Consider the following 24,085-nt stretch of genomic DNA (forward strand, 5'->3'; position numbering starts at 1 on the left):
CCCCCACGCCCTCCGCGGCCGGAGCCCCCGGAGGTGGGCGCGGGCAGGAATTGCAGGAACAGCGCCGCCAGCATGCCCAGCAGGCCGGCGCCGATGGCCACCCAGACCACGGCGGTCAGCACCCAGGCCAGGCCGCCTGCCCCGACGCCGGTGAGCAGGGTGCCCAGCTTGTTGCCGAAGATGCCGCGCAGCACGGCTGAAAACATGGGCACGGCGAAAACCAGGAAGACCAGCACCTCCATGCCATCGAAATCGTCGAGGCCGGCGCCGTCGCGCGTGGCCTGCTCGCCGGGCAGCGGCAGGTTCTCGCCCCGGATGCGGGCCAGGATCTGGTCCACCCCGGCCTGGATGCCGGCGGCGTAGTTGCCGATGCGGAACGCGGGGGTCACGGCGCCGTCGATGATGCGCCTGGCCATCAGGTCGGGGATCGCGCCTTCGAGTGCCTTGGCGGTGGCGATGCGCAGGCGCCGGTCGTCCTTGGCGATCACGAACAGCACGCCGTCACCGACCTCGCGCCGGCCGATCTTCCAGGCATCCCCCAGCCGTTGCGTGTAGTCGGCGATGTCTTCGGGCGCCGTGGTGGCCACCATCACGACCACCACCTGCGAGCCGTTGGTTTTTTCAAAAGCCGCGAGCTTGGCTTCAATGTCGGCGAGGCTCGCCGCGTCCAGCGTGCCGGTCTGGTCGATCACGCGCGCGCGCAGCTCGGGGATGGGCTGCAGGGCCTGCGCCAGCGCCCACACCGGGAGGAAGCACAGTCCCAGGGCCAGCAGCCACCGGGCCAGGCGCTGCGTCATGGCTTCTTGAAGTCCACCGTGGGCGGCGTGGAGATCGCCGCCTCGTTGGCGACCTGGAAGTTGGCCTTGGGGCTGTAGCCGAAGACCATCGCGGTGAGGTTGCTCGGGAAGCTGCGCGCGAGCACGTTGTACTCCTGCACCGTCTGGATGTAGCGGTTGCGCGCCACCGTGATGCGGTTTTCGGTGCCTTCGAGCTGCACGCGCAAATCGCTGAAACCCTGGTTGGCCTTGAGGTTGGGGTACTGCTCCACCACCACCATCAGGCGGCTGAGTGCACTGCCCAGTTCGCCCTGCGCGGCCTGGAACTGCTGCATCGCCGCCGGGTTGTTCAGCGTCTCGGGCGTGACCTGGATCGAGGTGGCCTTGGCGCGCGCCTCGATCACGCGGGTCAGCGTCTCCTGCTCGAAGTTCGCTTCGCCCTTGACGGTCGCGACGATGTTGGGAATGAGGTCGGCGCGGCGCTGGTACTGGTTGAGCACCTCCGACCAGGCCGACCGGCTTTGCTCGTCCAGGCGCTGGAAGTCGTTGTAGCCGCACCCCGTCAAACTGGCGGCGAGCAACAGGGCGGCCGCCCAGGTGGACAGGCGTCGAATGGATGTGCGCATAAAACCTCCGCTGGATGGGATCACGTCGATGAGCGGGAATATACCCGGGGGTGCTCCCGGGTGACCGGGCGCGGCGGCAAAATAGCCGGCATGCGAAAACCCAAACTGCCTCCCGGTTCGGCGGACGACACGGAGGCCGCCTTCTACGACGCCCTGCAGCACGCCGACATCGAGCGACTCATGGCCTGCTGGGTCGACGAGGACGACATCGTGTGCGTGCACCCGGGGGGGCCCCGGCTGGTGGGGCATGCCGCCGTGCGCGCCGCGTTCGAGGCCATGTTCGCCAATGGCAGCGTGCAGGCCCACCCGGAGAAGGTGCGGCGGCTGGATGCTGGCGGCTGCAGCGTGCACAGCGTGGTCGAGCGCGTCACGGTGATGACCGACGACGGCATGCAGCACGCCTGGGTGGTGGCGACCAATGTCTATGCCAAGACCGCCCAGGGTTGGCGCATGGTGGCGCACCATGCCAGCCCCGGTTCTCGCACCGAGCCCCTTGAAACCTTGACGACCCAGCCGGTGCTGCATTGAACCTGGACCGTTTTTCCTACCGTGCGCCGTGGTGGTTGCCCGGCGGCAATGCGCAGACCATCTGGGCTGCGCGGGCCAGCCGCCGCCATTTCGGGCCGCAGCCCAAGTGGCAGCGCAGCCGCTGGAACACGCCCGACGGCGACTTCATCGATGTAGACCTCGCCCGGCACACCAGCGCGCCGCAGGCGCCCCTGCTGGTGCTGTTTCATGGCCTGGAGGGCTCCTCGGCGAGCCAGTACGCCGTGGCCTTCGCCGACTTCGCCGCCGCCCACGGCCTGGCCTACGCGGTGCCACATTTCCGGGGCTGCTCGGGCGAGCTCAACCACGCACCGCGCGCCTACCACTCGGGGGATTTTCAGGAGATCGACTGGATCCTGCGCCGCTTCGCCGAAGAGCACCCGGGTCGTCCTCTGATCGCGGTGGGCGTGTCGCTGGGGGGCAATGCCCTGATGCGCTGGGCCGGCGAGCTGGGCTCGGAGGCGGCATCCCACGTGCATGCCATCGCGGCGGTGTGTTCGCCGCTGGACCTCGCTGCCGGCGGCCACGCCATCGGGCGCGGCTTCAATCGGTTGGTCTACACGCGCATGTTCATGCAATCCATGGTGCCCAAGGCCCTCGGCAAACTGGAGCAGCACCCCGGGCTGTTCGACCGGCAGCAATTGCTGGCCGCGCGGGATCTCTACGAGTTCGACAACCTCTTCACCGCGCCGCTGCACGGCTTCAAGGACACCGCCGACTACTGGGCCCGGGCATCGGCCAAGCCGGTGCTGCGCGACATTCGCGTACCCGCGCTCGCCCTCAATGCGCGCAACGACCCCTTCGTGCCCGCCGAATCCCTGCCCACCCAGCAGGACGCGGGGCACCACGTCACCTTGTGGCAACCCGACCAGGGGGGGCATGTGGGCTTTCCGGTCTCGCACGGACCCTTGGGCCTGCCCGGTCATGTGCGCGCCATGCCCGAGGCCGTGGGAAACTGGCTGCTCGCCCACCTCTGAGAACCTCCGTCATGGACGACATCGTCAAGGCCGCCATGGCCAAATGGCCCAACGTGCCGCATTGTTACGGCTGGCTGGGCCTGGACGCGCGCGGCAACTGGTACATGCGGGACGACCGCACGCAGGCGCAGGGGCCGTTCCCCGCCAGCAAGGGCTCGCTGCTCAAGCACGACAAGCTCATCGAGTTCATCCAGCGCAACTACGCCGCCGACGCGCAGGGCCAGTGGTACTTCCAGAACGGTCCCCAGCGCGTGTATGTCGAACTCGAAGCCACGCCGTGGATCTGGCGCCTGCAGCCCGGGGGCGGGGTGCTGTCCCACACCGGCACCCAGGCCCGGGTGCAGGGCAGCCTGCTTGACGAGACCGGCCGGCTGTACCTGGTGACCGATCTGGGGGTCGGCCTGGTGCACAGCGCCGACATGAACCTCGCTGCCGATGCGGTCGAAGCCGGCCGCTGGGCCCCGGACGAGGTGCGCGGCGAAGCCTTGCCGGCTCAGTTCGGCTTCGTTCAGCATCCTGTGGTGACCCAGGGGGCCTGAGGGCTCGCACGGCCACAAAAAAGCCGGCACGAGGCCGGCTTTTTTTGATGCGAAAGCGGTGAGCGACTTACTTCACCGCACTCAGCATGTACTGCACGGCGGCCTTGATGTCGGCATCCGGGGCGGCCGAACCGCCCTTGGGCGGCATGGCGCCCTTGCCCTTGATCACCGTGGCGGTCAGGGCGTCCAGGCCGGCGCCCACGCGAGGTGCCCAGGCAGCCTTGTCACCGAACTTCGGTGCACCGGCCACACCGGCCACGTGGCAGACGGCGCAAGCCTGCTTGTAGACACCTTCGCCCGCGCCAGCGGCCACCGTGGCAGCCGCGGGGGCCGGCGCAGCGGCGGCGGGAGCCGCAGCAGGGGCCGGGGCAGCGGCGGGTGCCGGTGCGGTAGCGGCAGGTGCGGCTGCCGCGGGTGCAGCTGCGGCGGCTGGCGCTGCGGCCTGCGGCTCGGGGAACTTGCCGCCGGCGGCGTTGGCCATGTGCACCACGGCACGGCCGATCTCGGGATCACGGAACGCGCCGCCGCCTTGTGCGCCCATGGCGCCCTTGCCCTTGAGGGCGGAGGTCAGCAGGGCTTCATAGCCGGTCGCGATGCGGGGGCCCCAGGCGGCAGCGTCGCCGAACTTGGGCGCACCGGCCAGTCCGGCGGCGTGGCAGGCCACGCACTGGGCGGTGTACACCGACTCGCCCGAGGCGAGCGGGCGGTTGGCGTCGCGCAGCTCCACCGTGCCCACACGCTGGATGCGTTGCGCGATCGCCTGTTCCATGTCCACCGCGCCGGCCGCCGGCTTGTTGGCCGACACCACGTAGTACACCAGTCCGATGATGATGAAGATGGGCGCGACGAACGCGAAAAAAGCCGTCCACATCAACTGGGTTGGCGTCTTGATGGGGCCGGTATGGTGTTCTTCGTGCGCGTGGTCGCTCATGATGTCCTCAGAGGGGGCGAAGCAAGGCTTGTGTGATGTGGGGCATGCCAGCGTCAGGCCGGGCAAACAGCCTTGGATTATAGCCAAGGCCCCTCGCACCGGCCGGTGGCCAGGTCCCGGCTGATAGAATCAGTGGGTTGCGGCTGTAGCTCAGTGGATAGAGTATTGGCCTCCGAAGCCAAGGGTCGTGGGTTCGATCCCCGCCAGCCGCACCAAGCCTTGCAATGTGTTCAAGATCGGGCCGGGTTCCTACCCTCGGACGGCGAATTCATATCCTGAAAGCCCGGTTCCGGCGCTGGAATGAGCCCACTGGGGGAAACCCCGAACCGTCTTGAATCCCATGGGGTCGATCGACAGAATCGATCCCATGAAAATTGCCGAACGCGCCACCGACGCCCTGTCCCCCCCGCCCAGTGCCGACCGATCCGGCACCCAGAGCCTCACAAAGGCCATCCGCCTCATGCGCGCCATCGCCGCGCGCCCTGAGTTCGGCTGGCGCCTGTCGGATCTCTCCGCCGCCTGCGGCATGGACAAGGCGACCGTGCACCGCATGCTCTCGTGCATGGTCGAGGAACGCCTGGTGCGCCAGCGCAGCAGCGACCGCCATTACCTGCCCGGGCCCTTCATGTTCGAGCTCGGCCTGGCCTTGCCCGACGCGATGCATTTCCAGCGCGCTGCCGAGGCCGCGGTGAACGCCTTCGCCAAGCGCATGGGCGGCCTGGCGCTGCTGCAGTACCGCAGCGGCAACGAGTACGTGTGCAGCCTGCGCGCCGGCACGCTGCAGCTCGCCGGCATGATGGTCTACCCGGGTACGCGAAGGCCGCTGTTTTCGGCCGCCGGTGGCGTGGCCATCCTGCAGACGCTGCCGGCCGACGAGGTGCGCGGCATCCTGGCCGAGAACGTCGCGGGTGAGATTGGCCGCCACGGCACGGTGCGCCTGGCCAGTCTGCAGAAGATGTACGACCGCTCGGCCGAACACGGCTGGGGCGTGAACCTCGGCGACGTGGTGCCCGGCGTGCATGCCTTCGGCATCAAGATCACCAACGAGGCCGGCGAGGCCTTCGCTGCGCTCTCGCTGGTGGGTACGGCGGAGCTGTACCCCGCCGCGCGCCTGGACCAGGTGCACCAGGAAATGCAGCTCGCGGCCGACGCCCTGTCGGCCGACGCGCGTAAGTTCAACATGTGAACTTCACGCCGGCCCGCGCCTTCCCGCCAGGGCGCCGGGCCTCTACCTTCGCGGGGTCGTCCTTCATGAACCCCGCGAATGTCCATCCAATCCGCCATCAACCTGGAAGACCTGCGACAGCAGGCCCGCCGCAAGCTGCCGCGCATCGCCTTCGATTTCATCGACGGCGGCGCCGATGACGAGCTCTGCCTGCAGCGCAACCGTGCCGCCTTCCAGCGCCACACGCTGGTGCCGCGCTACCTGCGCGATGTCGCGCAGCGGGACCAGTCGGTCGAGCTCTTCGGCCACCGCTACGCCAGTCCGATCGGCATCTCGCCCACCGGCCTGGCCGGCCTGTTCCGCCCCGACGCGGACCTGATGCTGGCCGCTGCGGCGCGCGAGGCCAACGTCCCCTTCCTGCTCTCCAGCGCCAGCAATGCCGCGCTGGAAGACGCCGCGGCCGTCGCGCCCGACAACGTGTGGTTCCAGATGTACTGCACCACGAACGAGTCGATCAACGCCGACCTCGTGCAGCGCGCCATCCGCGCCCAGGTTCGGGTGCTCGTGGTGTCGGTGGATGTGCCGGTCAACTCCAACCGCGAGCGCAACAAGCGCAACGGTTTCTCGCGCCCCTTGAAGATGACGCCGGGTGTGGTGCTCGAAGCCCTGGGCCACCCGGGCTGGGTGCTGCGCTACCTGCGCGCCGGAGGCATCCCCATGATGCGCAACTGGCTGCCTTACGCGCCCGAAGGCGCGAAGGCCTCGCAGGTGGCCGACTTGTACGGCACGCTCACGCCCGCCCCCATGGTCTCGTGGCAGCACATCCGCCAGATCCGCGAAGCCTGGCGCGGCCCGCTGGTCATCAAGGGCCTGCTGCACCCCGAGGACGCACGCCAGGCCGTGCACCTGGGCGTGCAAGGCCTGGTGGTGTCCAACCACGGCGGGCGCCAGCTCGACGCCGCCCCTTCTCCGCTGGACATGTTGCCAGCCGTGCGCGAGGCCGTGGGGAACAACGCCGAGCTCATGCTCGACAGCGGCGTGCGCCGCGGCTCCGACCTGGTGATCGCGCGTTGCCTGGGCGCGCGCTCGGCGATCTTCGGGCGCCCCACGCTGTTTGGCGTGGCCGCCGCCGGCCAGGCCGGCGCGGCGCGCGCGCTGGCCATCGTGCGCAACGAAGTCGACATGGTGCTCGCGCAGATCGGCTGCCGCCGTTTCGACGAGCTGAACGAAAGCTACCTCTGGCGCGAGGGCACACCGTTGCCGCGCGCCGGCACCGCCAACCCCCTGCCGGCCGACCGGCCGGCAACCACCCCCACCCCTGAGGAGACAGCATGAAGACAGCACAAGGACTGACGCGGCGCGATGCCGTGGGCTACATGGCCGGCGTGGCGACCGGCATCGCGGGCCTGGGTGCCAGCGGCACCGCCCTGGCGGCCACGCAATGGCGGGCCTACACCTACAACGCGGTCGCCACGGTCACCGCCGTCAAGGGTCTCAACACCCTGTTCGAGGCGATCCAGAAGGAAACGCAGAACGAGTTGAGCGTGCGCCTGAACCTCGGCGGCACGCTGCCCATCACGGCCACCAACATCACGCAGGCCGTGGCCGACAACGTGGTGCAGCTCGGTGACGACGCCTTCTTCGTCGGCAGCGTGCCGGTGGGCGGCATCGTGCGCCTGCCCATGTTCCTGCCGCGCCGCGCCGACTTCGAGAAGGCCTGGGACGCCGCCGCGCCCTACCTGCGGGCCGACTACGCGAAGAAGAACGTGGTGCTGCTGGGTCGCTACATCTTCCCGGAGAACGTGATGTGGTCGCGCAAGAAGCTGACCTCGCTGGCCGATGTGGCGGGCCAGAAGATCCGCGTGATCTCGCCCGAGCAGTCCGAGTTCATCAAGCTGCTCGGCGGCATCCCGGTCACGCTGGGCACCTCCGAGGTGGCGGCCGGCATCGACCGCGGCGTGATCGACGGCGCGCTCACCGCCAGCTCGGGTTACGGCCATGTGTGGCGCGACCTGCTCAAGTACAGCTACCGCCTCAACGTGAGCTTCGTGGACTCCCTGATCCTGGTCAACAAGGATGCGTGGGACAAGCTCACGCCCGAGCAGCGCACCAAGGTGCAGGCCCTGGTGGACGAACACACCAAACGCATCACCGCCGCCATGGCCGCCGAGGACACCGAGATCACGAAGAAGCTCGCCGAAGGCGGCATGGTCGTGACCGAGCCCAGCGCGGCCGACCTCGCCGAGGCCGAGCGCCGCATCACGCCCTACTGGAAGGAGTGGGGCGAGAAGCGGCCGGCGGCGCAGGAAGCGCTGCAAAAAGTGCGCGTGGCGGGAGGTCGCTGAGATGGCTGACGTTGCCGAAAGGCTGTCGGTGGACACCGAACTGCATGCCGAGGACGGCGACGCCTTCAGCCCGCCCGAAGACGCGTTCTCGCGCCTGGGCCGCCGCCTGAGCGAATGGGCCATGGTGGGCCTGGTGCTCCTGATGGGGGCCGAGATGGTGGTGCGCACCCTGTTTGGCTGGTCCATCCAGTTCAGCAACGAGGTGGGCGGCTATGCGCTGGTCGCCATCACCTTTCTTTCGCTGGCCTCGGGCCAGCTCGAGCACGCTTACCACCGGGTGCATTTCGTCGAGCACCGGCTCGGTCCCGTGGGGCAGGCGCGACTGCGCCTGGGGTTCGACCTCGCCACCTTCGTGGTCACCGGGGTGCTGCTGGCCGAGTTCGTGCGCTTCGAGTGGATCACCTGGCACTCGGGCGACGTGGCCGCGACCTCGCTCATGACCCCGCTGTGGGTGCCGCGCTTCGTCATGCCGGTGGGCATGCTGATGCTGGCCTGGGCGCTGCTGGCGACCCTGCGCGGCGACTGGCGCCGCCTGCAGGCGGCGCGACAGGAGCAACACCATGCATGAGTACCTGATCATCGGCATCTTCGTGCTCTTCATCGGCCTGCTGGCCACCGGCATGTCGGTGCCCTTCGCCATCCTGCTGCCGGGCATCGCCTACCTGTGGCTGCAGGGCGGCGTGGGCGCGCTGCACGGCCTGGGCCTGGCGAGCTGGGGCAGCATGGACAGCTACACGCTGACCGCCATTCCGCTGTTCGTGCTGATGGCCGACATCCTGCAGGGCAGCGGGCTGGGCCTGCGGGTCTACGGCGGTCTGTCCAAGCTGGTGCGGCGTGTGCCGGGTGGTCTGCTGCAGACCAACATCGCGGGCTGCGCCGTGTTTGCGGCGGTCAGCGGCTCCAGCGTGGCCACGGCCGCTTCGATCGGCAAGGTGGCCTTGCCCGAGCTCAAGGCGCGGCGCTACGACGCGCGCCTGGCCACCGGCTCGCTGGCCGCCGGCGGCACGCTGGGCATCCTGATTCCGCCCTCCATCGCCATGATCGTCTACGCCACCTTCACCGAAACCTCGGTGGCCAAGCTCTTCATGGCCGGGGTGATTCCGGGTGTCGTGCTCACGCTGATGTTCATGGCCTACCTGGCCTTCGCCGCGATCCGCCGGCCCGGGATCGCGCCCCGCGAGACCGAACCGCTCACGCGCGAGACCGTGCTGCGCGCCCTGGTGGACATCGTGCCCTTCATGCTGCTCATCCTGGGCATCATGGGCGCCATCTACACCGGCGTGGCCACGCCCACCGAGGCGGCCGCCGCGGGCTGCATTTTCGCGATCGTGATCGCCAGGCTCTTCGGCCAGCTGCCGTGGCGCGAATTCGTGGACTGCCTCAAGCGCTCCACGCTGGTCACGAGCAACATCCTGTTCATCACCTACGCGGCCTTCATCTTCTCGTACGCCATGGCGGTGGCCGGCGTGGGCGAGGACATCACGGCCTTCATCGTGGGGCTGAACCTGAGCAAGATGGAATTTCTCCTGGCCCTCTTCATCCTGTTCACCGCGCTCGGCGCTCTGGTGGAGAGCCTGGGCATGATCGTGATCACCGTGCCGCTGCTGTACCCGTTGCTGGCCCCCTACGGCATCGACCCGGTGTGGTTCGGCATCGTGGTGGTGGTGTTCATCGAGATGGGGCAGATCACGCCCCCGATCGGCATCAACCTGTTCGTGATCCAGAGCATCGCGCGCGGCAACCTGTCGGACGTGGTCATGGGCACCATTCCCTTCCACCTGATCATGTTCCTGCTGGTGGCCCTGCTGATCGTGCTGCCCGAGCTCGCGCTGTGGCTGCCCAACCAGGTCTCGGGAGGCTGATCGATGTTTGCCCCTCCCCAGCGGCTGCAGGCCGAGGTCTTCGCCCGCATCCCCGAGCGCTTCCACATGGCGGAGCGCCAGTGCGACTGGACCCGCACCCAGTTGCACGGCGCGCCCACGCCCGTGTTCCTCGAAGGCCCCTCGTTCGACCGGCAGGGCAACCTGTGGGTGGTGGACATCCCCTGGGGCCGCATCTTCCGCATCGATCCGAAGAGCGAAGTGGAGCTGGTGACCCAGTACGACGGCGAGCCCAACGGCCTGAAGTTCCACCCCGACGGCCACGCCTTCATCACCGACTTCCGGCGCGGTCTCATGCGGCTGGACCCGGTCAGCGGCCGCGTGGAGCCCTACCTGGAACGCGCGCGGCTCGAAGGCTTTCGCGGCCTCAACGACCTGTTCTTCGCCTCCAGCGGCGACCTGTATTTCACCGACCAGGGCATGAGCGGCCTGCACGACCCGAGCGGGCGCCTCTACCGCCTGCGCGCCAGCGGCGATCTCGACCTCGTGCTGGCCGGCATTCCCAGCCCCAACGGCCTGGTGATGAACCTCGACGAGAGCGCGGTCTACCTCGCCGTGACGCGCGACAACGCCATCTGGCGCGTGCCGCTCACCGCCGACGGCACGGCCACCAAGGTGGGCGTGTACATCCAGATGTCGGGCGGCGGCGGGCCCGACGGCATCGCGCTCGACGCCGAGGGCGGCCTGGCCGTCAGCCACGTGGGTTTCGGCGCGGTCTGGATCTTCAGCCCCAGGGGCGAGCCGCTGTACCGCATCGACGCACCCAACGGCGGCATCACCACCACCAACTGCGCCTATGGCGGGCCCGATGGCCGCACCCTGTACCTGCTGGAGTCGCGTTCGGGCACCGTGTTCACCGCGCGCGTGCCGGTGGCTGGCCGGCCGATGTACTCGCACAAGTTCAATATGTGAAACCCTGCAGCACCGCCGCACCCGCAAGCGCCGCGCCCCGCGCTACCTTTGCACCCAGCGACACGCCACACACAAAACGACCTGGAGACCTCACCATGAAATGCCTGATTCGACGCCGCCTGCTGACCGGCCTCACCGCGCTGGCCGCGCTGGTCACCGTGAGCGCGCCCGCGCTGGCGCAGGGCGAGTGGCCCACCAAGCCGGTGCGCATCATCGTGGCCTACCCGGCCGGCCAGAGCACCGACATCGCCACCCGCTACTTCGCCGAGAAGCTCACGCATGCGCTGGGCCAGAACGTGTTCGTGGAGAACCGCCCGGGCGCCTCCGGCAACATCGGCACGGCCGCCGCCGCCCGCGCCACGCCCGACGGCTACACGCTGGTCATGGGCGCCAACGGCACCCACGCCATGAACCCCGCGCTGTTCCTGAATCCGGGCTTCGACGCCGAAAAGGACTTCGACCCCATCGTGCTGACGGCGCTGATTCCCTTTGCGATCTCCGCCGCGCCCAATGTGCCGGTGAACTCGCTGTCGGAGCTGATCGCGCTGGCGCGCAGCAAGCCCGACAAGGTGGACGTGGCCATCCCCAGCGTCACCGGTCAGCTGGTGCTGGAGATGCTCAAGCAGCACAACGTGCCGCTGTTCCCCGTGAAGTTCAAGGGCTCGGCCGATGCCATGACTGCCGCGCTCGGCGGCCACGTGCCGATCCTGATCGACACGGTGGCCGCCACTCGCACCCAGCTCGGCAAGATCAAGCCGCTGGCCGTGACCACGCTGGCGCCGCTGGCCTCCATGCCTGGCGTGAAGACCGCCAGCGAGCAGGGCCTGCCCAATTTCACCCTGGCGGCCTGGAACGTGCTGATGGTGCCCAAGGGCGTGCCGGCGCCCATCCAGGCGCGGCTGGGGGCCGAGATGAAAAAGATCCTGGATCTGCCGGAGACCCACAAGGCCCTGTCAGACCTGGGCTTCGAACGGGCACAACCCAAGACCACCGCCGAGCTGGTCGCCTGGCTGCAGGCGGAGCGGCGCAACTTCGCGCAGCTCATCCAGGCCGCCCAGATGAAACCCGAATGACCCCGATCCAACGAGACACCGACATGCCCAAGATCCAGACCTCCCCCCTGCATTCCAGCTTTGCCGTCCAGGTGCACACGTCCATCATGGACATCGTCGACAACGAAGCGGCGATCGAAGAGCTCAAGGCCATCTGGCGCAAGTCGCCGGTGATGATCTTTCGCCGCCAGTCGCTCGACGAGCCCGAGCTGGTGCGCTTCACCCAGCGCTTCGGCCACTGCGAGACCTCGGGCCGCAAGGACATCCAGTCGCCGTACCACGAGCAAATCATCTACTTCAGCACCCTGAAGTACTCGGACGGCCGTTTCGTCGGGGGCTTCGCTGGCGGCGAGGACGTGGACTGGCACTCCGACCAGACCTTCCAGGTGCGCCCGGCCACCGGCGCCATCCTCTACGGCACCGAGGTGCCGCGCGACGGCGGCGACATCTACTGGGCCGACCAGTACGCGGCCTGGGACAAGCTGCCCGCCGACGTGCAGCAGCTCATCGACGGCCGCATGGGCACCTTCCGCTACGCCAAGCGCTACGCCATGCTCAACACCCTGGAACTGCAGGACAAGGCCAAGGCCAACGCGCTGCTGAGCCTGCCCGATGCCCAGCACCCGGTGGTGCTCACGCACCCGGGCAACGGTCGCAAGGCGCTCTACGCCGACCCCACCACGCTCATCGGCATCGAAGGCCTGAGCGACGAGCAGAACACGCGCGTGCTGCCGCTGCTGTTCGCGGCCGGTGGCGACCCGGCCCACGTGTACCGCCACAAGGTGCAGAACGGCGACCTGATGATGTGGGACAACGGCTGCACCATGCACCGCCGCGACGTGATGCAGATCGACCAGCCGCGCCTGATGAAACGCACCACCTTCCGGCTCTCCGAGGCCGAGTACTGCGTGCCGCACGCCTGAACAGGAAAACCGCTCCGTGAACCGACCCTCCGTTTTCCTGCGCGTCAACCGCGTGGCGCCCGACGTCTGCGCCCAGGCGAAAGACGTGACCGTGGCCGACCTCCACGAAAGCACCGCCCACCTGGGCTTCAGCGGGCTCATGGCGCCGCGCATGCGGCGGGTGACACCGGGTGCGCGCATCGCGGGCCCGGCCATCACCGCGCTCACGCAACCCGGCGACAACCTCATGATGCACCGCGCCCTGCGCCTGGCGCAGCCGGGTGACGTGCTGGTGGTGACCTGCCTGGGCGAGACCTCGGCCGCGCAGTGGGGCGACGTGGCCACCACCTACGCGATCGAGGTGGGGTTGGCGGGCGTGGTGGTGCAGGGCTGCGTGCGCGACGTGGACAACGTGCTCGGCATGGGCATGGCCGTGTGGGCCACGCACATCTCGCCGGTCCATGCGGACAAAGGCAAGGGCGGCGGCGTGAACGTGCCGATCAGCTGCGGCGACGTGCTGGTGCGCCCCGGCGACCTCGTGGTGGCCGATGGCGACGGCGTGCTGGTGCTGCCGCGCGACGAGGCCGCCGCGGTGGTCAGCGCCGCGCAGGCCAAGATGCGCAAGGAAAGCGAAGCCGCCGAGGCCATCCGCCGGGGCGCCACGGTGTGGGACCTGAGCGGCGCGGCCGCGGCCTACACGCGGCTCGGCGTGGAAGAGGTCGACGCCGCTTACGACGACCGGGTGTGAAGGTCTGCGTCTTCGGCGCGGGCGCCGTCGGTGGCTACCTCGCGGCGCGGCTGCTCGGCGCCGGGGTGGACGAGCTCTCTGTCGTGGCGCGCGGCGCGCACGGCCGTGCCATCGCGCAGCGCGGCCTGCTGCTGGTGGAAGAGGGCGTCCACCACCGGTTCTGGCCCGCGCGCGTGGCCGCCGTCGCCCAGGCGTTGCCACCGCAGGACATCGTCTTCGTCGCGCTCAAGGCCCACGCCCTGCCCGCCGCCGCGGCCGACATCGCGCACCTGCTGGGGCCCACCGGCACGGCGGTCTTCGTGACCAACGGCATTCCCTGGTGGTGGCATTTCCGGGGCGCGCCGACGGCGGCCGCGCCCTTGCCCCTGCTGGACCCGACCGGCGCGCTGTGGTCGCAGGTGCGGCCCGAGCGCGCGCTGGGCTGCGTCGTCTACTCGGCCAACCGCCGCCTGGGCCCGGGCGAGATCGAACACGTGGCCAACAACCGCTGGATCTTCGGCGAGCCCGACGGCCAGGTCTCGGCCCGCTTGCAGGACGTTCTTCGCCTGGTGCGGCGCGCGGGGCTGCAGGCCGAAGGCAGCGACGACCTGCGGCGCGAGGTCTGGACCAAGCTGCTGCGCAACGCCCCGCTCAACAGCGTGTGCGCGCTCACGCGCCTGCCGGTGGACCGGCTCGCCGATCACCCCGGGCTGGTGGCCCTGTGCCATGGTGTGATCGACGAGATCGTCGCCATCGCGGCCGCGCAGGGCCACGACATTGCGCCGCGCGCCGCCCAGGCGCGCGAAGCGCCGCTGCGCGGCGGTGCGGTCGGTGGCCCGGCCACGCCGGCCCTGCAACCCTCGATGCTGCAGGACGTGCTCGCCGGTGTGCGCACCGAGAGCGCGGCCATCCTGGGCCAGGCGCAGCTCTTCGCGCGCGAGGCCGGCGTGCCCACGCCGCGCATCGACGTGTTGCTGGCCCTGCTGCAGGGGCTGGACGCCGGCTCAGTCCAGGCTGGCGCCGGATGAGCGGACCACCTCGGTCCACTGGGTGATGTCCTCGCGCAGCAGGGCGCCAAAGCGCTGCGGGTCGCTGGCAAAGGGCTCGGCGCCCTGGCCGGTGAACTTCTCCACCACGTCGGGCGATTTGAGCAGCTCGTTCACGTCGGCGTTGATCTGCCGGATCACCGCCGCCGGCGTGCCGGCCGGCGCGAACAGGCCGAACCAGGGGTTGACGTCGAAGTCCTTGAAGCCGGCTTCGGCGATGGTCGGGATGCCGGCGAAGGCTGCCGCGCGCTGCCGGCTGGTGAGCGCGATCGGGCGCAGGCTGCCCTGGCGGATCGCGCCCGCCACCGAAGGCAGGCTGGTGAAGACCAGGTCGATCTGGCCGGCCATCAGGTCCTGCATGGCCGGTGCCGCGCCCCGGTACGGCACGTGGGTGAGCGTGACGCCGGTGCGCTTGCTGAACATCACGCCCAGCAGGTGGTTGACCGAGCCGTTGCCCGCCGAGCCGTAGGTGAGCGGCGTGCGCTTGGCGGCCTCGATCAGCTCGGGCACGCTGCCGACCTTGGAGCCGCTGCGCGCCACCACCACGAAGGGCAGCGTGGCCAGGGTCGCCACCGGCTCGAAGTCCTTCACCGGATCGAAAGGCAGCTTCTTGTAGAGCGCGCCGTTGATGGCGTGCGTGCCCGAGTAGCTCATCAGCAGCGTGTGGCCGTCGGGCGCGGCGCGCGCCACGCCCTCCATGCCGATGTTGCCGCCCGCGCCGGCGCGGTTCTCCACCACCACCGGCTGGCCCCACTTCTCGGCCAGCTTCTGCGCCATGACGCGCGCCAGCGTGTCCGAGGCGCCGCCCGGTGTCTGCGGCACGACGATCTTCACGGGCTGGCTCGGAAAGGCCCAGGCGGGCCCGGCGAGGGCGAGGCCCAGCGCGGCCGCGGCCGCGAGTTTGGTCAAGGTGGCGGTCATGGTGTTGTCTCCGGTGGCTCGCTGGCGCTGCGCTGAAGGGCCTCGATCACATGCGCCAGCTGTTGAGGCATCGAGGTTTCGAGAACCGAGGGGGGCAGGGCGGCGATCGCGCGCGCCCCCAGGCGTTCGACCAAGCGGCGCAGGCGGTAGCGCGCCCGTTCCTGCTGCAGCTGGGCGCGGCGCGGCGAATCCGCCAGCCAGGCCTGGTGCGCGTCGATGGCGTCCGACAGCGCGGCGATCGACTCGGGCCGTGTGGCCGAGGCCAGCAGCACCGTGGGCCGCCAGCTGCCGGGCTCGCGGCGCGAGACGGCCGCGATGCGCTGGATGTCGGTGGCCATCTTCTGCGCGCCCGCCAGGTCGCACTTGTTGACCACGAACACGTCGGCCATTTCCATGATGCCGGCCTTCATGGCCTGCACCACGTCGCCGCTTTCGGGCAGCAGCACCAGCAGCAGGGTGTCCACCTGCGCGCGCGCCGCGTACTCCGCCTGGCCCACGCCCACCGTTTCGAGCAGCACCTCGTCGAAGCCATGGGCGTCCATCAGGTCCAGCATCTCGGGCAGGTTGTCGGACAGGCCGTCGGAGGTGGAGCGCGAGCCGATCGAGCGGATGTAGAGATCGGGGCTGCCCGCGAGGTCGTCCATGCGGATGCGGTCGCCCAGGATCGCGCCGCCGGTTTTGGGGCTGCTCGGGTCGACCGCGAGCACGCCCATGCGACGGCCCCGGGCGCGGTGCAGCGCCAGATGGCCGGCCAGCGTGCTCTTGCCCGCGCCGGGGGCGCCGGTGAGACCGATGCGGCGCGCGCGTGTCGCGGGCAGCGGCTCGCCGGCGCGCGCCAGCATGTCCTGCGCGCTGGCGTTGGCCAGCGTGGTGAGGGCCCGGCCCAGGGCATGGCGGTCGAGCGCGCCGGGTGCGTTCACACCAGGGCCTTCCCGAACACGGCCTCGTGGTGCTGATCGAGCAGGGGCGGCAGGCCGTAGCGCGGCGTGTAGCCCTCGAAGCGCAGCGGGCTCGCGATCGCGCGCAGGGGCACCTCGCCGTCGCCCAGCGCCACCACGAGATCGCGCGAACGCGTCACGTCGGCGTCCAGCGCCTCGGCCAGCGTGCCCACTTCGGAGACCACGATGCCCAGCGGCGCCAGCCGGCGCACCCATTCGGCGGCGCCGGCGGTCTGCAGCACGGCGGCGATGGCCGCGAGCACCGGCGCGCGGTGGCTGCGCCGCGCCTCCATGGTCGCGAACACCGGGTCGTCCACCCAGCCGGGCTGGCCGACCTCGGCGCAGAACTTGCGCCAGAACTTGTCGTGCGTGATGAACAGCGTGAGCCAGCCATCGGCGGTCGGAAAGATCTGCGCCGGCACCATGTAGGGGTGCGAGGAATTGGCCAGGCGCTCCACCACCTCGCCCGCGTTCAGGGCCGCGCCCGCCAGGTAGTTGAGTTGCGAGAGCATCACGTCGTACATGGCGACATCGACCTGCCCGCCCCGGCCTTCGACGATCTTGGCCAGCAGGCCCATGGCGGCCACCATGCCGGCGGAGTTGTCCACCGCCGAGTAGCCGGCCTTGGTGGGCGGCGCGCTGGGGTCGCCGGTGAGGGCCATCACGCCGGTGAGGGCCTGGATCACGTAGTCGTAGGCCGGCTTCTCGGCATGCGGCCCGTCCAGCCCGTAGCCGGTGAGCGCGACGCAGACCAGCTTGGGGTTGACCGCGCCGAGGGCGGCGTAGGTCAGGCCAAGCTTGCGGATTGCCGAGGGGCGCAGGTTGGTGACGAGCGCATGGGCATCGCGCGCCAGCGCCTGCAGCGCTTCGCGCCCGGCGTCGGACGCGAGGTCGAGCACCACGCTCTTCTTGCTGCGGTTCAGGCTGGCGAAGTAGGCGTTGTGCGGGCCGATGAAGTGCGGGCTCACGCGGCGCGCGATGTCGCCCTCGGGCGGCTCCACCTTGATGACCTCGGCCCCCATGTCGGCCAGCAGCAGGCCGCAGTAGGGGCCGGCCAGCATGTGGCCGACCTCGATGATGCGCAGGCCCGCGAGCGGGCCGCGCGAGGTGCCCGCGTTCATGCGAGCCGCTCCGCCAGGCGCGCCACCACGGTGTCCAGCGGCATGTCGGCGGTGAAGATCGCGGTCACGCCCAGGGCCTGCAGCTCTGCGTGGTCTTCGCCGGGGATGGTGCCGCCCAGGAACACCTTCACGTCCGTGGCCCGGCGGCCCCGGAGTTCGGCGATCACATCGGCCACCAGTTCCTTGTGGCTGCCCGAGAGGATGCTCAGGCCGACGGCGTGCACGCCTTCGTCCACCGCCACCTGGGCGATCTGGCCGGGGCTGCGGCGCAGGCCGGTGTAGATCACCTCGGCGCCCGCGTCGCGCAGTGTGAGCGCGATGATCTTGGCGCCGATGTCGTGGCCATCCAGGCCGGGCTTGCCCACCAGGATGCGTTTGCCGGCCAATGGCCGCGGGGCTTGAACTGCGTCGCTCATAGGTTCACCGGTTCCTTGAATTCGCCCCATTGCTGCTTGAGGCAGTCCACCATCTCTTCGACGGTGGCGTAGGCGTGGCAGCACTCCACCAGCCACGGCATGACGTTCTCGCGGTCCTGTGCGGCCGCGGCCGAGAGTTTGGCCAGCGACGCGTCCACCGCGGCCTGGCTGCGCGTGTCCTTCACGCGCTGGTACTTCTCGAGCGCGCGCTGCGCGATCGTGGGGTCGAGCTTGAAGACATCGCCCACACCGATCTTTTCATCGGCCTTGCTGAAGTAGTTCTGGCCGACCACCACATGGCGGCCGCCATCGGTATCGAGCTTGCGTTCCAGGCCGCGCTCGGCCAGGCGCAGCTGCAGCCAGCCGTCCTCGATCGCGGGCACCACGCCGCCGTAGGCGTCGATCTCGCCCATCACTTTGAGGATCATCTCTTCCATGCGGTCGGTGTGCTGCTCCACGAAGTAGGCGCCGCCCAGCGGGTCCACCGTGCGCGCGATGCCGGTCTCGTAGGCGATCATCTGCTGCGTGCGCACCGCCAGCTCGGCCGAGAACTCGGTCGGGATCTGGAAGGCCTCGTCGAAGGCACAGGTGAAGATGGACTGCGCGCCGCCGAACACCGCGGCCATGGTCTCCACCGCCACGCGCACTGCGTTGTTGTAGGGCTGCGGCGCCACCAGCGAGGAGCCGCCGCAGACCACGCCGAAGCGGAAGTGCTGCGCCTTGGGGTCCTGCACGCCGTAGCGCTCCTTCATGAAGCGCGCCCAGAGCCGGCGGCCGGCCCGGAACTTCGCGATTTCGTCGAAGAAGTCCATGTGCACGTAGAAGAAGAAGGACAGGCGCTTGGCGAACTTCTCCACGTCGCCGCCGCGCTGGCGCAGCTCTTCCACATAGGCCAGGCCGTTGGCCAGGGTGTAGGCCATCTCTTCGGCGGCGGTGGCGCCTGCGTCGCGCACGTGGGCGCCGGCGATGCTGATCGGGTTGAAGCGCGGCGTGACCTCGTTCGAGTACAGGATGGAGTCGGCGATCAGCCGCATCGAGGGCCGTACCGGGAAGATCCAGGTGCCGCGCGCCACGTACTCCTTGAGGATGTCGTTCTGGATCGTGCCGGTGAGCTTGCTGCGCGGCACGCCCTGCTTGTCGGCCACCGCGAGGTACATCGCGTAGATGATCGCGGCCGTGCCGTTGATGGTGAACGAGGTGGAGATCCTGGACAGGTCCAGGTCCTTGAACAGGATCTCGGCTTCGCTGAGGTTGGACAGCGAGACGCCGACCTTGCCGATCTCGGGCCGCGCCATCGGGTGCGTGGGGTCGTAGCCGCACTGCGTGGGCAGGTCCAGCGCGACCGACAGGCCGGTCTGGCCTTTCTCCAGCAGGAACTTGTAGCGCTCGTTGCTTTCCTCGGCGGTGCCGAAGCCCGAGTACTGGCGGATGGTCCAGAGCCGGCCCTGGTAACCGTCGGGGAAGATGCCGCGCGTGAACGGGTACTCGCCGGGCTTGCCGATGCGCTCGTCGTTCACGGCCGAGGCGTCGACCATGGTCGGCACCGGAATGCCGGTGCGGCTGATGGGGCCCAGCTCGGGTTCGGCCGGCAGGGTGGATGCAAGGGGGTCTCGGCGGTTCATTTCGCGGCCTTGTCGAGCAGTCGGTCGGAGGCGGCCCAGTGGTCGTCGTGCAACCAGGTCCGGGTGAGGTGGTCCTGCTCCACGCGGCGGTGGGCGGGCCAGGCCTGGCCCTGCCGCGCCGCCACGGCCTGCGCCTTGATGCCGCGCAGCACCTGCGGGGCGCAGACGTCCAGGGGTTTGAGAAAGTCGGCCATGTCGCTGCCCTGCGGGCCGTCGCCGATCACCGCATCGGCCAGGCCCCAGGCCAGCGCGGTGGGGGCGTCCACCAGTTCGGCGCGGGCCATCATGCGCATGGCGCGCGCGGGGCCGAGCAGGCGGAAAAGATCGGGGCCGCCGCCCCAGGCCGAGGTGATGGCCAGGCGCGCCTGGATGTAGCCGATGCGCGCGTGAGCGGCCTGCAGCCGCATGTCGCAGGCCAGCGCAAGCTCCGCACCGCCGCCGATGGCGTCGCCGTTGAGGTAGGCCAGCACCGGCACCGGGCAGTGGCGGATCGCGTCCAGCGCGGCGCCGGCCTCGTCCATCATGGCGCGCACGGCGGGCTCGTCGCGCACGCCGGCGAGGTCGCGAAGGTCGCCGCCGGCGGCGAAGTACTTCTCGCCCGCGCCGCTGATCACGAGGTAGCGCGTGCCGGTGCGGGCGCCGGCCTCGCGCACGGCGTCGGCCAGCGCGGCGAGCACCGGGCGCGCCAGGGCGTTGTGTTTGTCGGCGCGGTCGACGGTGAGCCAGAGGGCCCCCGAGGCGCGCGCCGCGATGCGGATCGGTCCGCTCGGGGTGGTGATGGGTGGCGTGGTGGTCTGCATGGTTTTCATGCTAGATTGCCTTCCATCCGAGTGGAAGAACCCAAGTTCCGTATCTCGAACAAATGACAGATGGACAGGCCTATGAACCCGGAATTCGATCCCATCGTTCAGGATGCTGAACAAACAGTCCCCGCCGCCGCCAAGGCCGGCGGCGTGGCGGTCACCGCTGTGGAGCGCGTGCTCGACATCTTCGAGATGTTCCAGAAGATGCGAAAACCGCTCTCGCTGACCGACCTGGCCGAGGCCACGGGCATCCCCAAGAGCAGCTGCCACGCCATCGTGGGCACCCTCACGGCGCGCGGCTACCTGTATTCGCTCAGCCGCCCGCGCTCGCTCTACCCGACGCGCCGGCTGTTCGACATCGCGGCCGAGATCCACGAGCACGACCCCTTCATGGAGCGCGTGGTGCCGCTGCTCGAACGCCTGCGCGACACCTCGCGCGAGACCGTGATCCTGGGCAAGCGCCAGGGCGATGCGGTGATCTACCTGCAGGTGGTGGAGAGCACGCACTCGATCCGCTACTCGGCCCGGCCGGGGGAGTTCAAGCCGCTGCATTCCAGCGCCATCGGCAAGGCCTTGCTGGGCAGCCTGAAGGAGCCCGAGATGCGCGCGCAGATCGCGCACCGGCACCTGCCGGCGATCACCGGCGCCACGCTGATCAGCCCCGAGACCCTGGGCGACGACATCGCCGCCAGCCGCAAGCGCGGCTACTTCGTGAGCCGGGGCGAGAACGTCGCCGATGTGTGGGCAGTGTCGGCCTTCCTCAACGTGCACAGCGAGACGCTGGCCATCGCGATCGCCGGGCCGCGCCACCGCATGGAGGACAACCTGCTGGAGTGCGCCCAGCTGCTGCTGGCCACCTGCAGCTTCATCAGCCGGCAGTCCTCGCGCGCCTAGGGCACCAGCAGCAGCGCGAAAGCCGGCACGTAGGTCACCAGCACCAGCACCACCAGCATCATGGCCACGAAGGGCAGGATGGCACGGGCCACGGGCCACAGCTTGAGGCCGCTGACCGCCATGCCCACGAAGAGGCAGTAGCCGATCGGTGGGGCCGCCATGCCGATCGCCACGTTGGTCACGATCATGGCGCCGAAGTGGATCGGGTCGACGCCGAACTGGTTCGCGATGCCGATCAGCATGGGGCCGAGGATCACCATGATGGCCACCTCGTCCATCACCGCGGCGAGCAGGAAGAAGCCGACGTTGAGCGCCAGCAGCATGGTCCAGCGCTCGTGGAAGTGCAGGGCCAGCCAGGCGGCCAGCTTGCCCGCGAGCTGCTCCTGCGCGATCAGGAAGCTGAAGCCGTTGGAGACGGCGACGATCGCCATCACGATTGCGCTGATGGCCATGCCCTTGCTGATGATGCCGGGCAGCTGCGACAGCTTGAGCCGACGTTCCACCACCACGCCGATGAACAGCGCGTAGACGCAGGCGACCACGGCGGCCTCGGTGGGCGTGAAGGCGCCGCCGTAGATGCCCCCCAGCACCACCACCGGCGCCAGCAGCGCCCACACGCCTTCGCGCAGGGCCGTGCCGATCTCGCGCAGCGAAGCGCGCGGCTCGCGCGGTATCGGCGAACGCAGCGCCCGCGAGACCGCGATGACCGCCATGCCCAGCGCCATCAGCAGGCCCGGCAGCACGCCCGAGAGGAACAGCCTGGAGATCGACTGCTCGGCGATCACGCCCCAGATCACGAAGGCGATCGAGGGGGGGATGAGCGGCGCGAGCACGCCCGCGCTGACGACGAGCGCGGTGGCATAGGCCTTGTCGTAGCCGCGCGCCACCATGGCCGGGATCATGACGGCGCCGATGGCCGCGGTGGTGGCGGGCGCGGAGCCGCTCACGGCCGCGAAGACCAGCGCGGCGAGCACCACGGCCAGGTCCATGCCGCCGGGCAGGTGGCGCACGAAGACCTCGGCCACGCGCACCAGGCGCTGCGACAGGCCGCCCGCGCTCATGAGTTCGCCGGCCAGCATGAAGAAGGGAATGGCCAGCAGGGAAAAACTCTGCGTGCCCGCGACCACGGTCTGCGGGAACAGCATGGGCTCGATGCCCACGCTGAGCACCACAGCGATGACGCACAGGCCGATGGCGAACGCGAAGGGCATGCCCAGCGCGGCCAGGCCGGCGAACCCGGCGGTGAGGATCCAGGAGGTGAGGGACATGGGGCTTCTTGTGGGGGATCAGGTGGCCGAGAGCGCTTCTCTCTCGGGCGGGCGGTGGCCCGCGACGCGCTCCAGCGCGAACAGGCACACCAGCGCCCCGCTCACAGGCGCGCTGGCGTACAGCCAGACCAGGGGGTAGCCGATGGCGGCCGAGACCGTGCCCGCGGTGTCGCCCGCGTAGCGCAGGCCGGCCCAGGCCAGGAAGGCGCCGCAGCCCGCGATCAGCAGCAGCATGAGCCGCTCCAGCGCGAGCTGCACCGGGGGCGGCAGCAGTTCCACCAGCAGGTCCATGCGAACGTGGATGCCGTCGCGCACGCCCAGCGCGATGGCCAGCAGCATGGACCAGCCGAAGCAGGTGATCGCGAACTCTTCGGTCCAGCTCGGCGCGCGGTCGAAGGCGTAGCGCATGAGCACCTGCAGGGCCAGCGCCGCCAGCATGGCGAGGGCGAGCGCGATCACCAGCCAGCGCACCGCCGTGGCGAGGGCGCCGCAGGCGGCGCGCAGGGCGTTGGCGGTGCCCATCATTTCACCTGGTCGAGCGCAGCGCTCAGCAGGTCGGGGCCGATGCTGCCGCGGAACTTCTCGTACACCGGGGCGACCGCCTTGCGGAACGCGGCGGGGTCGTCCACGGTGTTGACCTGCATGCCCTTGCCGCGCAGCACCGCGACCATCTGCTGCGCGTTTTCCAGGCTCACCTTGCGCTGCTCGGCCACGGCCTGCGCCGCGGCCTGCTGCACGGCCGCGCGCTGTTCGGCGCTCAGCTTGGCAAGCGCGCGGTTGCCGATCAGCAGCTCCAGCGTGGTGTAGGTGTGGTTGGTCTGCGAGAGGTACTTGGTGACCTCGTAGACCTTGAGCGAGTCGATGAAGGCCAGCGGCAACTCGAGGCCGTCGATGGCGCCCTGCTGCACGGCGGTGAAGGTCTCGCCCCAGGCCATGGGCACGGCCGAGCCGCCCAGCGAGTTGAACATGTCGATGAAGACCGGGTTCTGCATCACGCGGTACTTCACCCCGGCCACGTCGGCCGGCGAGCGCACGGGCTTCTTGTTGTTGATCATGTTGCGAAAGCCCGCCTCCATGAAGCCCAGCACCGTGATGCCCTTGGCCTCCAGGCGCTTGCCGAGTTCGGCGCCCACGCTGCCGTCGAGCACCTTGCGCGCCTGCGCCTCGTTGGCGTACAGGAAGGGCAGGTCGTTGAGCTGGAAGCCCGGCTCCAGCTGGGCGACCACGGCGTTGGTGATGATGGCCGCATCGACGGTGCCAAAGCGCATGCCCTCCATCATCGGCTTCTCGTCGCCGAGCTGGCGGTTGGGGAACAGCTGCACCTCGATGCTGCCCTTGCTGGTGGCCTCCAGCGCCTTCTTGAAGGCGTGTGCGCCGACGGCGGACGGGTCCTGCGGGCTGTCGGCCGTGGCCCAGCCGAGCTTGATGACGGCCTTCTGCTGCGCGAACGCCGCGGGCGCGGCGGCGAGGGCCAGGGCGGTCAGGCCGATGGCGAGGAAGTTCTTGCGATGCATGGTCTTGTCTCCGGTCTTGTGGAAGGGATCAGTCGGCCCCGCCGCCCCAGTAGAGGCGTTGGGGATTGCGCACGAGCACGGCCTGGCGCGTGGCCTCGTCGGGGAGCCACTCAAGCGCGAGCGCCGCGAGGCGCTCGTCGCTGGGCACGGGGTGGGGGCTGGTG

At 69.8% G+C, this 24,085-nt stretch carries 26 protein-coding genes and 1 tRNA gene; 15 read left to right on the forward strand and 12 right to left on the reverse strand.

Features of this window, described 5'->3' with window-relative positions; all coding sequences use genetic code 11:
- Together AC07ZS_RS26115 and AC07ZS_RS26120 are read right to left on the reverse strand one after the other, a co-directional pair.
- Positions 1 to 797: TPM domain-containing protein (locus AC07ZS_RS26115; protein ID WP_494801369.1), on the reverse strand; the 797-nt coding region annotated here is incomplete at its 3' end.
- Positions 794 to 1,402: a LemA family protein gene (locus AC07ZS_RS26120; protein ID WP_494801370.1), complete on the reverse strand. Its 609-nt coding sequence runs from the start codon at positions 1,400 to 1,402 to the stop codon at positions 794 to 796. The genes AC07ZS_RS26120 and AC07ZS_RS26115, both read right to left, overlap by 4 nt.
- A 90-nt stretch (positions 1,403 to 1,492) precedes the next feature.
- Here AC07ZS_RS26120 and AC07ZS_RS26125 point away from each other — a divergent pair, with 90 nt between their 5' ends.
- Genes AC07ZS_RS26125 through AC07ZS_RS26135 form a run of 3 tightly spaced genes read left to right on the forward strand, consistent with a single transcriptional unit; the run spans position 1,493 to position 3,464 of the window.
- On the forward strand, positions 1,493 to 1,930 hold the full coding sequence (locus AC07ZS_RS26125; protein ID WP_494801371.1) for a YybH family protein: 438 nt from the start codon (positions 1,493 to 1,495) through the stop codon (positions 1,928 to 1,930).
- Between the two features lie 2 nt (positions 1,931 to 1,932).
- Positions 1,933 to 2,925 carry a YheT family hydrolase gene (locus AC07ZS_RS26130; RefSeq protein WP_494801394.1) on the forward strand — a complete coding sequence of 331 codons (993 nt, stop codon included), beginning with the start codon at positions 1,933 to 1,935 and terminating at the stop codon, positions 2,923 to 2,925.
- A gap of 11 nt (positions 2,926 to 2,936) precedes the next feature.
- A complete protein-coding gene (locus tag AC07ZS_RS26135) occupies positions 2,937 to 3,464 on the forward strand; it encodes a DUF2946 family protein (protein WP_494801372.1) in 528 nt (175 codons plus the stop codon).
- A 67-nt stretch (positions 3,465 to 3,531) separates the two neighbouring features.
- Here the strand turns inward: AC07ZS_RS26135 and AC07ZS_RS26140 are convergent, their stop codons facing one another.
- Complete coding sequence (locus AC07ZS_RS26140) at positions 3,532 to 4,395, reverse strand: c-type cytochrome (RefSeq protein ID WP_494801373.1); 864 nt, start codon at positions 4,393 to 4,395, stop codon at positions 3,532 to 3,534.
- A gap of 139 nt (positions 4,396 to 4,534) precedes the next feature.
- Here AC07ZS_RS26140 and AC07ZS_RS26145 point away from each other — a divergent pair.
- From AC07ZS_RS26145 to AC07ZS_RS26195, 11 genes are all read left to right on the forward strand, one after another.
- A tRNA-Arg gene (locus tag AC07ZS_RS26145) sits at positions 4,535 to 4,610 on the forward strand.
- Positions 4,611 to 4,762: 152 nt separating this feature from the next.
- Positions 4,763 to 5,581 (forward strand): IclR family transcriptional regulator, encoded by an 819-nt coding sequence (locus AC07ZS_RS26150; RefSeq protein ID WP_494801374.1) that lies wholly within the window; start codon positions 4,763 to 4,765, stop codon positions 5,579 to 5,581.
- A gap of 78 nt (positions 5,582 to 5,659) precedes the next feature.
- Entirely contained in the window at positions 5,660 to 6,895 is a 1,236-nt protein-coding gene (locus tag AC07ZS_RS26155) for an alpha-hydroxy acid oxidase (protein ID WP_494801375.1), read from the forward strand.
- Complete coding sequence (dctP, locus tag AC07ZS_RS26160) at positions 6,892 to 7,905, forward strand: TRAP transporter substrate-binding protein DctP (protein WP_494801376.1); 1,014 nt, start codon at positions 6,892 to 6,894, stop codon at positions 7,903 to 7,905. Before AC07ZS_RS26155 ends, dctP begins: the two co-directional genes overlap by 4 nt.
- Before the next feature lies 1 nt (position 7,906).
- The gene (locus tag AC07ZS_RS26165; protein WP_494801377.1) at positions 7,907 to 8,473 is read left to right on the forward strand and encodes a TRAP transporter small permease subunit; all 567 of its coding nucleotides are present in this window, start codon (positions 7,907 to 7,909) and stop codon (positions 8,471 to 8,473) included.
- Positions 8,466 to 9,767, forward strand: coding sequence for a TRAP transporter large permease (locus AC07ZS_RS26170; RefSeq protein ID WP_494801378.1), 1,302 nt, complete (start codon positions 8,466 to 8,468; stop codon positions 9,765 to 9,767). The genes AC07ZS_RS26165 and AC07ZS_RS26170 overlap by 8 nt, the downstream gene beginning before the upstream one ends.
- 3 nt (positions 9,768 to 9,770) lie before the next feature.
- The gene (locus AC07ZS_RS26175; protein ID WP_494801379.1) at positions 9,771 to 10,697 is read left to right on the forward strand and encodes an SMP-30/gluconolactonase/LRE family protein; all 927 of its coding nucleotides are present in this window, start codon (positions 9,771 to 9,773) and stop codon (positions 10,695 to 10,697) included.
- A 95-nt stretch (positions 10,698 to 10,792) separates the two neighbouring features.
- Entirely contained in the window at positions 10,793 to 11,770 is a 978-nt protein-coding gene (locus AC07ZS_RS26180) for a Bug family tripartite tricarboxylate transporter substrate binding protein (protein ID WP_494801380.1), read from the forward strand.
- Positions 11,767 to 12,672 carry a TauD/TfdA dioxygenase family protein gene (locus AC07ZS_RS26185; protein ID WP_494801381.1) on the forward strand — a complete coding sequence of 302 codons (906 nt, stop codon included), beginning with the start codon at positions 11,767 to 11,769 and terminating at the stop codon, positions 12,670 to 12,672. Before AC07ZS_RS26180 ends, AC07ZS_RS26185 begins: the two co-directional genes overlap by 4 nt.
- A gap of 16 nt (positions 12,673 to 12,688) precedes the next feature.
- Complete coding sequence (locus AC07ZS_RS26190; RefSeq protein WP_494801382.1) at positions 12,689 to 13,399, forward strand: RraA family protein; 711 nt, start codon at positions 12,689 to 12,691, stop codon at positions 13,397 to 13,399.
- Entirely contained in the window at positions 13,396 to 14,406 is a 1,011-nt protein-coding gene (locus AC07ZS_RS26195) for a ketopantoate reductase family protein (RefSeq protein WP_494801383.1), read from the forward strand. The genes AC07ZS_RS26190 and AC07ZS_RS26195 overlap by 4 nt, the downstream gene beginning before the upstream one ends.
- Here the strand turns inward: AC07ZS_RS26195 and AC07ZS_RS26200 are convergent.
- The 6 genes from AC07ZS_RS26200 to AC07ZS_RS26225 are packed head-to-tail and all read right to left on the reverse strand — an operon-like array spanning position 14,383 to position 20,251.
- Positions 14,383 to 15,345, reverse strand: coding sequence for a Bug family tripartite tricarboxylate transporter substrate binding protein (locus tag AC07ZS_RS26200; RefSeq protein ID WP_494801384.1), 963 nt, complete (start codon positions 15,343 to 15,345; stop codon positions 14,383 to 14,385). The genes AC07ZS_RS26195 and AC07ZS_RS26200 overlap by 24 nt on opposite strands.
- Positions 15,342 to 16,265 carry a methylmalonyl Co-A mutase-associated GTPase MeaB gene (gene meaB, locus AC07ZS_RS26205; RefSeq protein ID WP_494801385.1) on the reverse strand — a complete coding sequence of 308 codons (924 nt, stop codon included), beginning with the start codon at positions 16,263 to 16,265 and terminating at the stop codon, positions 15,342 to 15,344. Before meaB ends, AC07ZS_RS26200 begins: the two co-directional genes overlap by 4 nt.
- The gene (locus tag AC07ZS_RS26210; RefSeq protein ID WP_494801386.1) at positions 16,262 to 17,404 is read right to left on the reverse strand and encodes a CaiB/BaiF CoA transferase family protein; all 1,143 of its coding nucleotides are present in this window, start codon (positions 17,402 to 17,404) and stop codon (positions 16,262 to 16,264) included. The genes meaB and AC07ZS_RS26210 overlap by 4 nt, the downstream gene beginning before the upstream one ends.
- Entirely contained in the window at positions 17,401 to 17,820 is a 420-nt protein-coding gene (locus AC07ZS_RS26215; RefSeq protein ID WP_494801387.1) for a cobalamin B12-binding domain-containing protein, read from the reverse strand. The genes AC07ZS_RS26210 and AC07ZS_RS26215 overlap by 4 nt, the downstream gene beginning before the upstream one ends.
- Positions 17,817 to 19,442, reverse strand: coding sequence for an acyl-CoA mutase large subunit family protein (locus AC07ZS_RS26220; RefSeq protein WP_494801388.1), 1,626 nt, complete (start codon positions 19,440 to 19,442; stop codon positions 17,817 to 17,819). The genes AC07ZS_RS26215 and AC07ZS_RS26220 overlap by 4 nt, the downstream gene beginning before the upstream one ends.
- A complete protein-coding gene (locus AC07ZS_RS26225) occupies positions 19,439 to 20,251 on the reverse strand; it encodes an enoyl-CoA hydratase/isomerase family protein (protein ID WP_494801389.1) in 813 nt (270 codons plus the stop codon). The genes AC07ZS_RS26220 and AC07ZS_RS26225 overlap by 4 nt, the downstream gene beginning before the upstream one ends.
- A 72-nt stretch (positions 20,252 to 20,323) precedes the next feature.
- On the opposite strand from AC07ZS_RS26225, the gene AC07ZS_RS26230 reads away from it, so the two are divergent.
- Positions 20,324 to 21,139, forward strand: coding sequence for an IclR family transcriptional regulator (locus AC07ZS_RS26230; RefSeq protein WP_494801390.1), 816 nt, complete (start codon positions 20,324 to 20,326; stop codon positions 21,137 to 21,139).
- Here the strand turns inward: AC07ZS_RS26230 and AC07ZS_RS26235 are convergent.
- From AC07ZS_RS26235 to AC07ZS_RS26245, 3 genes are read right to left on the reverse strand one after another with little or no spacing between them, the layout of a single operon-like run.
- On the reverse strand, positions 21,136 to 22,407 hold the full coding sequence (locus AC07ZS_RS26235; protein ID WP_494801391.1) for a TRAP transporter large permease: 1,272 nt from the start codon (positions 22,405 to 22,407) through the stop codon (positions 21,136 to 21,138). The two genes, AC07ZS_RS26230 and AC07ZS_RS26235, sit on opposite strands and share 4 nt — an antisense overlap.
- An 18-nt stretch (positions 22,408 to 22,425) precedes the next feature.
- Positions 22,426 to 22,929 carry a TRAP transporter small permease gene (locus AC07ZS_RS26240; RefSeq protein ID WP_494801392.1) on the reverse strand — a complete coding sequence of 168 codons (504 nt, stop codon included), beginning with the start codon at positions 22,927 to 22,929 and terminating at the stop codon, positions 22,426 to 22,428.
- Positions 22,929 to 23,921 (reverse strand): TRAP transporter substrate-binding protein, encoded by a 993-nt coding sequence (locus AC07ZS_RS26245; RefSeq protein WP_494801393.1) that lies wholly within the window; start codon positions 23,919 to 23,921, stop codon positions 22,929 to 22,931. Before AC07ZS_RS26245 ends, AC07ZS_RS26240 begins: the two co-directional genes overlap by 1 nt.
- Positions 23,922 to 24,085: the final 164 nt, after the last annotated feature.

The organism is Hydrogenophaga sp. GW456-12-10-14-TSB4 (genome assembly GCF_059424305.1).